Raw genomic sequence first — 8,354 nt, forward strand, 5'->3', positions numbered from 1 at the left:
GGGGAGCCCCCGATGTCCCTTCTCCAGCAGGAGGCCGACCGCATCCGCGCGGGCGAGATCTCCCTCGCCGACCCCTACGAGCCGAAGGACCCCACCGGCCGGCTCCGTGTTGTCTTCGCGATGCCGTACGGGCACGCCTACAGCCTGCTGTGCAGCGGCCTGATGGCCCTGTACGACCTGATCAACCGCGACCCGGCGATCCCGGCCGTCGCCGAGCGGGCCGTCGAGTACGACTGCCTCGTCCGCACCGGCGCCCGCCTGCGGACTCCTGCCGAGGAGGTGTACCGCAGCATCGAGTCCCCGGCACCGGTCGGCGCCGCGGACGTCCTGGGTGTCTCGGTGACCAACGCCGGCGGCCTGTACAGCGTGCTGCGGCTGTTGGACCTTGCCGGGATTCCGCGCCGGGCCGCCGACCGCGCGCCGGGCCGCCACCCGCTGGTCGTGGGCGGCGGCCCGGGTCTGACGAACCCCGAACCCCTCGCGGACTACCTCGACGCCATTGCCCTCGGCGAGGCCGAACAGTCCATTCCCGAGCTGCTGCGCGTGGTGCACTCCCACCGGCTCGCCCCCGACACGATTCCGCTGCACCGGCAGCTCGCCCGTATCCCCGGCCTGTACGTCCCCGCCGCCTACGAGTACGACCCGGCCCCCGGAGGCGGAGTCCGCTCGGTCCGGCCCGTGGCACCGACCATCCCGGCCCGCGTCCACGCCCCCTACCTGTCCGTCACCGAGCTGCCCGCCGCGCACTTCTGCTCCCCGGTCAGCGACGGCAGCGCCGCCGTCATCAGTCCGGTCCTCGGCTGCCTGCACGAGTGCCACTTCTGCACCCTGGGCGTCCCCGCCTTCCGCCAGGCCCCGCTCGACCTCCTCACCGGCTACGTCGACCGCCTCGAAGCCCACGGCATCCGCCAGATCATCATCAGCGCCCCCACCTTCACCCAGTACCGGCACAAGCGCGCGCTGCTGGAACACATCAGGGCCTACGCCGACCGGGCCGCGGCCAAGGGCGAGAAGGTGTCCACGATCATCGGGTCCGTCCGCGCCGACGAGATCACCGCCGACTACCTGAAGGCCATCAGCGAGCTCGGGGACTTCGGGCACCTGTTCACCGAGCTTGCCCTCGACCGGCCCCGGGGCATCGTCACCATCGCCCCCGAGTTCGCCGCCGGCGACCTGGTCGCCCTGTACGGCAAGACCCTCAAGCGCGAGCGGGTAGACCGGGCGATCGACCTGTGCCGTACCAGCGGGCACGTCAGCGCGGTCATGCTGTACTTCATCGCCGGTGCCCCCGGAGAGACAGCCGCCGACCGGCACGCCATCGCCGACTACGCCCGCGACGTCCGAAAGCGTCTCGGAGACGGCGACACCGCCGTCATCGTCAAGATCACCCAGTTCCAGCCCACCCCCGGTACCCTCGGCCAGCGTCTGGCCATGGCCGACCCGGACACCGTCCAGGAGTACGTCCGGCAGATCACCGACGACCTACGCGATCTCGTGGGCCCGGCCGTCTTCGCCCGGCACTACCGCGTCGAGGGACCGTGCACGGCCCGCATGCACCTGGAGGCGGTGTGCCTGCGCGGGGACCGACGCGTCGGCCACGTCCTGGAAGACCTCTACGACACAGGCACAGACCCGAACACCGTCACCCGGGATCAGCTCGCCGTCGCGCTCGCCGCACACGGCCTGGACTACGAGCACCACCTGCGGCACATGGACGAGGCCGTACTGCCCTGGCACACCGTCGACTCCGTCAACCGCGTCGCCGAACAGCAGCTGGCGGACGCGCTCGCGAAGCGGGAGGCCCGCCCGTGACTCGCCCAGTCCTGCCGCTTCACCCCGGCAAGCACGCCCTGCCCGCGATCCCGGACCCGGCCGAGCACGCGCACCACGTCCGCAGCCGGGCCCCCGAGGCGACCCTCACGGACCACGACGGCGCCGTCCTCATCTACCAGGACCGCCTCCTGGCCCACGCGGTCGCCAACTACGGCGGTCGTCGTACCGACTGGGTCCGCGGCAACCTGCGCCTGATCGAGCGCCGAGGCCGGCGCCTGGCGGTCTGCGGCGGCTTCGGCCTCGGCGCCCCCGCGGCTGCCCTCGTTCTCGAACAGCTCATCTCCCTCGGAATCCGCCGGGTCGTGACCGTCGGTACTGCCGCCTCCCTGCACACCAGCCTCGTCCCCGGCAGCCTCGTGGTGTGCACCCGGGCCCTGCGCGACGACGGACTCTCCTACCACTACCTTCCGCCCGCCCCGTACGCAGAGCCCTCGCCCGAGCTGACGCGGCACCTGGTTGGCGCCCTGGCCGCACGGGGCACCGATGCCCGGCAGGGGAGCGGGTGGACAACGAGTGCCGTGTACCGGGAGACGGCCGCCGAGGTCTCCCGCTACGGCTCCCTCGGGGTCCTGACCGCCGACATGGAGGCCGCCGGCATCTTCGCGGTCGCCGAGCACCGCGGCATCGACGCCGCCGCGGTGTTCGCGGTCGCCGACTGCCTCGCCGAGCGTCGGTCCCGCCGCGATCACCCCCGCACTGAGACAGCCCTGCACGCCGCCGTCGAAGCCGGGCTCGCCGCGCTGTCCACCGCCGCACACGAGCAGCCGCACGACTAAGGTGGGCCGTCTCCCAGATGACGAGACGGCGGCGGGAAGGTTCCCGGCGCGGAAGAGGACCGGACCTTGAGCACTGGCGTGCCCCGCATCGGGGCGGTCGTCCTGACGATGAACGACCGCCCCGACGAGTTCCCCAAGGCCATGGACTCGCTTCTCGCTCAGCAGGGCGTCGACCTGGACGTGGTCGTGGTCGGCAACGGCTGTGACCCCGCCCAGGTCTCGCCCGGGGTGAAGACCGTGGCCCTGCCGGAGAACGTCGGCATCCCCGAGGGACGCAACATCGGCGCCAGGGCGGTCGACGGCGACCTGCTGTTCTTTTTCGACAACGACGCCGTGCTCCCCGACAGCGACGCCCTTGCTCGCCTGGCCGCCGCCCTCCTCCAGGAGCCCGGTCTCGCCTACGCCCAGCCCCGGATCGCCGACTCAGACACCGGGATCACCCTGCGCCGCTGGGTCCCCCGCCTGCGCGCCGGCGATCCGACCCGCCCCGGGATCGTCACGGTGATGGCCGAGGGCGTCGTCATGATCCGCCGCAGTGCGTTCGACGCCGCCGGTGGCTGGCCCGGTCACTTCTTCCTCTTCCACGAGGGCATTGATCTCGCCTGGCGGCTCTGGGACCACGGCGGCACCGGCCGCTACCTGCCCGACATCGTCGTCCACCACCCCGCGACCAGCCCCGCCCGGCACGAACGCTTCTACCGGCTCAACGCCCGCAACCGCGTCTGGCTCGCCCGCCGCAGCCTCCCCGCCCCGCTGATTCCCCTGAACCTCGCCGCCTTCGCCCTGCTCACCCTCTGGCGCTTCCGTGACCGGGCCGCGCTCCGCGCCACCGCGGCGGGCTTCCGTGAGGGCCTGCGCGGCGGCCACGGCCGGCGCGCGCCCATGAGCTGGCGCACCGTCGCCCGCCTCACCCGCGCCGGACGGCCGCCCATTGTCTGACCTGCCCGGAGTCAGGGAGCGACGTCAACCAGAGGCACCGTGTACGTCCCCGAATCCGGGCGGGGCCTCAGCACGAGCTGTGCCGCAGCGCTGCGCGTGAGCCGGCGTTCCACTCCGCTCTCACGGCGCCTGCCGCGCCGAGGAGCTGGTCGTCGCAGTGGGGCGGGGCGCCGGGGTCAGGCTGCCTTCACGAGGTCGCAGCGGGTGGCCTTGCCCCACTCGACCAGGAGACGCCGGTACTCCCGGGCCCGACGCTCGCCGTGGGGCTCCTCCATGAGCCGGCGGATCGCTGCGTTGACCCGGGCCGCAGGGCGCGGGCGGCCGCGGGGCCGTGGGTAGGAGGGCATGAGAAGAGCGTACGGGCTGCTACTGACGGCCCGTAACTCCTCGTGCTGTACACGGGGTTTACGGATCGCGCCCCTGCGGCTCAGGGCTGTGCAGGGGCGCGATCCGGAGTACCGTCCTGAGTGTCTAGGTCAGCACGGAGTACGGAACTCAGTATGCCCTCTTCCAGTGATGAGCACATCGGCGCGCGCGTGCAGATTGCCCGAAACGCGGCGGGTCTGACTCAAGTTGAACTCGCGGGCTTCCTCGGGCGCTCGGAGTCGTGGGTGGCGAACGTGGAGAGCGGCCGTCAGCCCCTCGACCGGTACAGCATCATCACCGCCATCGCGGAGCGCTGTGACGTCGACGTGGTGTGGCTGCTCGGGCAGCCCTACCGGCTCCAGCGCGGCGAAGGCGGCTTGGCGCACGCGCACGTTCCCGCCCTGCGGACCGGCCTGCGCCGGGCCGGGCTCATCCTCTCGGGGCATCCCGGGCTGACCCCGCAGGGCGGGCCCGTGGACCTGGAAGGCATGCGGGCTCGGGTGCGGAAAGCGAACACGGCGAGGCAGGCCGCGAACCTTCCGGCGGTCGCCACGATCCTGCCGTCGCTGGTAGAGGACCTGAACACGGCGGTGCTGACCACGAGCGGCCAGGGCCGGGAGGACGCGCTCCGGCTGCTCGCGGACGCCACCCGCACCGCCCGCATGTGCCTGAACCAGATCGGCTACCCGGATCTGGCTTGGGTGGCCGCCGAGGTCGCGGCCGGCGCCGCGACGCAGCTCGGTGACCCCGTGGTCAAGGCCGCCGTCGCCTGGGACCGGTGTGGCGCACTGCTGCACCAGGCGTCCCTGCGGGAGACCGTGACCGTGGCCGAGGCCGCCCTGCGGGACCTCGAACCGCTCGCGTCGGCGCGGCAGCCGGACGACGTCGCGGTCTCCCTGCGCGGGGCTCTGCACTTGCGGTGCTCCATTGCTCTGGCCCGGGGCGCCGGATCGAAGGAGGACACCTGGGCGCGGATCGACGCCGCCCTGGAGGACGCCGACCGGCTCGGTCCGGAGTGGTACGACCTCGAGCGGCACACCGTGTTCGGCCGGGGTACCGTCGCCGTCCACGCGGCCGAGGCCGGTGTGGAGGTTGACCAGCCGGACGCCGGGCTCAAGCGGGTTCCCCAGGTGGACATTGCGGAGGTGCCGAGCAAGGAGCGCCGGACGCACTATGCGATCGACGAGGCCCGTGCGCTGCACCGCATGGGCAGGAATCCGTCGGCTGTCGTCAAGCTGCGGGAGGCCGCCGCGGCGGCGCCGTACTACGTCTTCTCGGACCCGATGTCCCGGGCGCTGGTGTCGTCGCTCGCGAAGGTCGGCGTGCCGTCGCAGGCGTCAACCCTGTCCGGCCTGATCCGGAACATGGAACTGGTCAGCTAACTGCCCTTCTAACGAGCTGGTGCGTGATAGCGGTGTAGGCGTGTTTCGCCTGGTTGTGGCCTGTTCTCAGGTGTTGGCGGTGCGGTCGGAGATGAGGCCGGCGATGGCCCGGTAGGTGTCGGGCAGGGCATCTCGCCGGTGCATCCAGCGGGTCAGCTGCTTCCAGCGTTTGTGGTCGGCGAGTGCGTGCTCGACGGTGATGCGCTTCGATGAGTGTCGGTGCCGGGCTTCCTCTCTGGCTGCGTGCACGTGTGGGAGGGCGATCTTGTTCGGCTTTCTGGGTGGTGTGATCGCCTTGCCGGGGTGGTCGCGTCTGAGGCCGAGGTATCCGTCGTCCAGGAGAACCTCCACGTCGGGGAAGTGCTGGAAGCAGACGCCGATGCCCTCATTGCGGGCGGCGGTCGCATCGTGCATCCGCCCTGGTCGCAGGGCGTCGGTCCAGAGCGTGCGGCCTTGGTGGTCGGCGACGACAGTGGCCTTCATGGTGTTCTGCTTCTTCTTGCCCGAGACGAACGCGCGTCGTCCGCCGCGGCCGGCCAGGGGCCTGCAGACCTGGACCTCGGTCGCATCCAGCCTCAGCTCGACGCCCTCGGCCTGGGCATAGGCGAACACGTCTGCCAGGGTCCGCAGCCGCAGGCCAGGACGGTCGGGGACCGCGCATCCCCGCTCGGCCAGGAGCCCGCGTATCTCTCCGATAGCGCGGGTGACGGTGGAGCGGTCGACACCGAACAACAGGGCGAGGAGAGAGTGCGGGAGATCGTGCCGCAGGTGGATCAGTGTGGCGACCAGCCGGTCTACGAAGACCAATCGGTGACGGGCGCCGGCCCCCGCAGCCCGTCTCCTGGCCCCGCCGCGTGTCTGGTGACGTCGTCCTTCGACAGCGGCCTTCCACGGGTCGGCCAACTCCTCAAGCAGGCAGGCGAGATGAAGCCGGGAGATGCCCGTGAACACCTGATCCGCGAGAACCATCCGGTTAACCATGATCGTCACGATCGGATCATGCCACCCACCAGCCCGGATGCCTCACCCGCTATCACGCACTACTGAACTTGATTGGGTGATGCCGGGACCGTTCGCCTGACAGCTCCTGGTCCGTTCCGGTAGCCCTGGACTGTGAGATACGCGCAGGGCGGCGGGTTGACCGATGTCGGGAGGGCCGCGCGGGAGCGGATCCGGTTGCAGGCCGTGGAACGCTTCGAGGGCGGGGAGAAGAACCGGGAGATCGCCGCCGCGCTGCGGGTGTCGGAGCGGTCGGTGGAGCGGTGGCGCCGGCGATGGCGGGAGGCCGGAGTGTCCGGGGTGCGCTCGAAGGGCTCCCCGGGACGACCAAGGCTGAGCGATGCGCAAATAACCCGGCTGGAGCGCGAGTTGGAACGCGGGCCGCTGGCGCATGGCTGGGCTGATCAGCGGTGGACGTTGGCGCGGGTGAAGACGCCGATCGGCCGGCTGTTCCACGTTTCCTACACGGTGGAGGGGACCTGGCCACTGCTCAAGCGGCACGGGTGGTCGTGGCAACAGTCGGCACGCCGGGCGATCGAGCGCGACGACTCGGCGGTCGAGCTGTGGAAGAAGGAGGTCTGGCCGCGGATAAAAGCACCGCGGCGGCCCGTGGAGCCTGGGTCGTCTTCGAGGACGAGGCCGGACAGTCCATGAGGCCGCCGCGCGCCAGGACCTGGGGGCGGATTGGCCACACGCCCGTCGTCCGCGTCCGCGCCCGGGGATCCGGACGGGTCTCGATGGCCGGGATGAGCTGCTTCAAGCAGGGCAGGAGATCGCGGCTGTTCTACAGCTTCCACGTCTACCGGGGCCGCAAGGGCGAGCCGAAGGGCTTCACCTGGCGGGACTACCGGGACCTGATCGTGAGGGCGCACATCCAGCTCGGCGGCCCGATCGTCCTGGTCTGGGACAACCTGCGCGCTCACTTGATGCCGCAGATGAGAGCGTTCATCGAGGCGAACGCCGACTGGCTGACCGTTTTCCAGCTTCCGTCGTACGCGCCGGACCTCAACCCGCAGGAAGGCATCTGGGCCCTGGTCAAGCGGACCATCGGCAACCTCGCCGCCGCGAATCTCGACCAGATGGCCAGGGCTGTGAAGCGCAGCCTCAAGCAGATCCAGTACCGCCCTGCCCTCGTCGACGGCTGCATCGCTGCCACCGGCCTGACTCTGGATGGCTGACCGTGACCGGGAGCAGTCCCGGATCATGCATCCCAGTCCGCGTAGTCCCCCATCTCCACGTCGTCGCAGAAGGTCTCCCAGAACCCATCGGGCACGAGAGCGGTCTGGTCGATGCCGGAAAGCAGGTCGCGCAACTCTTCCGCCACCTCGTATGTCTCCTCATCGCCCTCGGCATGGAACGGGAAGCGTGCGATCACGGCCTCGACGCATCGGTTGAACGATGCGAGGTCCCGGTTCACGTGCCTCATCGCTGCTGGCTCGCCAGTGGGAATCTCCACTACGTGACCGCTGGCCACATCAACGGCGAGGGTGATGCTTCCGAACAGGCCACTCACCGCGATACCTACCAGCCCCCGCTCACCGAGGTCCGCGAAGTACACCGGCTTGCTCAGTGGTCGGTACTCGTAACCGATCAGCCCGGCTGGGATGCCGGTCTTCCGGAGATCGACAGCAACCTGGGTGGGCACCTCGGGCGGGGCCTCAACAGGAATCAAGACGAACTCGGGTTTCGGCAACTGCGGCAGGGGCTGGTTCACGGGAGGATCCTCTCCCGACAGGCTGCTCGGCAACACCCACAGGCCCGCGAGACTCGTGACTCCTGCCAGGCGGCCGACCCCGACATCACCCAATCAAGTTCAGTGAGCGTTTTCAGCGTTGACGCTCCAGGGTGAGGACGGCTGCGGCGATGACGGTCATGCGATTGGGGCTGCAGCGGGCTTTGCGGAAAATGCGCCAGGACTTGAGTCGCGCGACGCTCCGTTCGACCGGTGCTCGCGCCGCTGACAGGGCCCGGTTGATCGTCTGCTGGGTCGTGGTGAGGTCCCGGTTCGGGAGCCGTCTGATCGGTGTGGTCACCCAGGGCCCGGCCCCGATGTAGGCAC

General features: G+C 70.5%; 10 protein-coding genes. 6 read left to right on the forward strand and 4 right to left on the reverse strand.

The features are described 5' to 3' along the window. Window positions 1-12: 12 nt before the first annotated feature. The 3 genes from ACFYZY_RS22525 to ACFYZY_RS22535 all read left to right on the forward strand — a co-directional run bounded on the left by ACFYZY_RS22525 (window position 13) and on the right by ACFYZY_RS22535 (window position 3,548). Window positions 13-1,812 carry a radical SAM protein gene (locus ACFYZY_RS22525; protein ID WP_388696939.1) on the forward strand — a complete coding sequence of 600 codons (1,800 nt, stop codon included), beginning with the start codon at window positions 13-15 and terminating at the stop codon, window positions 1,810-1,812. Continuing rightward, window positions 1,809-2,609 (forward strand): nucleoside phosphorylase, encoded by an 801-nt coding sequence (locus ACFYZY_RS22530; protein WP_388696941.1) that lies wholly within the window; start codon window positions 1,809-1,811, stop codon window positions 2,607-2,609. The genes ACFYZY_RS22525 and ACFYZY_RS22530 overlap by 4 nt, the downstream gene beginning before the upstream one ends. 66 nt (window positions 2,610-2,675) lie before the next feature. Beyond that, on the forward strand, window positions 2,676-3,548 hold the full coding sequence (locus ACFYZY_RS22535) for a glycosyltransferase family 2 protein (RefSeq protein WP_388696942.1): 873 nt from the start codon (window positions 2,676-2,678) through the stop codon (window positions 3,546-3,548). A gap of 176 nt (window positions 3,549-3,724) precedes the next feature. Here ACFYZY_RS22535 and ACFYZY_RS22540 read toward each other — a convergent pair whose 3' ends face one another. After that, window positions 3,725-3,895, reverse strand: coding sequence for a hypothetical protein (locus ACFYZY_RS22540; RefSeq protein WP_388696945.1), 171 nt, complete (start codon window positions 3,893-3,895; stop codon window positions 3,725-3,727). Between the two features lie 189 nt (window positions 3,896-4,084). Between ACFYZY_RS22540 and ACFYZY_RS22545 the strand changes: the two genes are divergently transcribed. Next, a complete protein-coding gene (locus ACFYZY_RS22545) occupies window positions 4,085-5,296 on the forward strand; it encodes a multiprotein-bridging factor 1 family protein (protein ID WP_388696947.1) in 1,212 nt (403 codons plus the stop codon). Window positions 5,297-5,362: 66 nt separating this feature from the next. Here ACFYZY_RS22545 and ACFYZY_RS22550 read toward each other — a convergent pair whose 3' ends face one another. Next, the gene (locus ACFYZY_RS22550) at window positions 5,363-6,277 is read right to left on the reverse strand and encodes a transposase family protein (RefSeq protein WP_388696978.1); all 915 of its coding nucleotides are present in this window, start codon (window positions 6,275-6,277) and stop codon (window positions 5,363-5,365) included. A gap of 132 nt (window positions 6,278-6,409) precedes the next feature. On the opposite strand from ACFYZY_RS22550, the gene ACFYZY_RS22555 reads away from it, so the two are divergent. Both ACFYZY_RS22555 and ACFYZY_RS22560 read left to right on the forward strand, forming a co-directional pair. Beyond that, complete coding sequence (locus ACFYZY_RS22555) at window positions 6,410-6,949, forward strand: winged helix-turn-helix domain-containing protein (RefSeq protein ID WP_388696949.1); 540 nt, start codon at window positions 6,410-6,412, stop codon at window positions 6,947-6,949. Beyond that, window positions 6,946-7,473 (forward strand): transposase, encoded by a 528-nt coding sequence (locus ACFYZY_RS22560; RefSeq protein ID WP_388696952.1) that lies wholly within the window; start codon window positions 6,946-6,948, stop codon window positions 7,471-7,473. The genes ACFYZY_RS22555 and ACFYZY_RS22560 overlap by 4 nt, the downstream gene beginning before the upstream one ends. A gap of 23 nt (window positions 7,474-7,496) precedes the next feature. Here the strand turns inward: ACFYZY_RS22560 and ACFYZY_RS22565 are convergent, their stop codons facing one another. Both ACFYZY_RS22565 and ACFYZY_RS22570 read right to left on the reverse strand, forming a co-directional pair. After that, window positions 7,497-8,009: an SUKH-4 family immunity protein gene (locus ACFYZY_RS22565; protein WP_388696954.1), complete on the reverse strand. Its 513-nt coding sequence runs from the start codon at window positions 8,007-8,009 to the stop codon at window positions 7,497-7,499. Between the two features lie 112 nt (window positions 8,010-8,121). Then, a partial coding sequence (locus tag ACFYZY_RS22570; RefSeq protein WP_388696957.1) for a transposase family protein occupies window positions 8,122-8,354 on the reverse strand: 233 nt, incomplete at its 5' end.

It is taken from the genome of Streptomyces sp. NPDC001744 (assembly GCF_042892575.1).
Lineage (GTDB): Bacteria > Actinomycetota > Actinomycetes > Streptomycetales > Streptomycetaceae > Streptomyces.

Coding starts and splice junctions, on each gene's coding strand:
- ACFYZY_RS22540 (WP_388696945.1), bottom strand. CDS start 3,895: ATGCCCTCCTACCCACGGCCCCGCGGCCGCCCGCGCCCTGCGGCCCGG.
- ACFYZY_RS22525 (WP_388696939.1), top strand. CDS start 13: ATGTCCCTTCTCCAGCAGGAGGCCGACCGCATCCGCGCGGGCGAGATC.
- ACFYZY_RS22550 (WP_388696978.1), bottom strand. CDS start 6,277: ATGGTTAACCGGATGGTTCTCGCGGATCAGGTGTTCACGGGCATCTCC.
- ACFYZY_RS22560 (WP_388696952.1), top strand. CDS start 6,946: ATGAGGCCGCCGCGCGCCAGGACCTGGGGGCGGATTGGCCACACGCCC.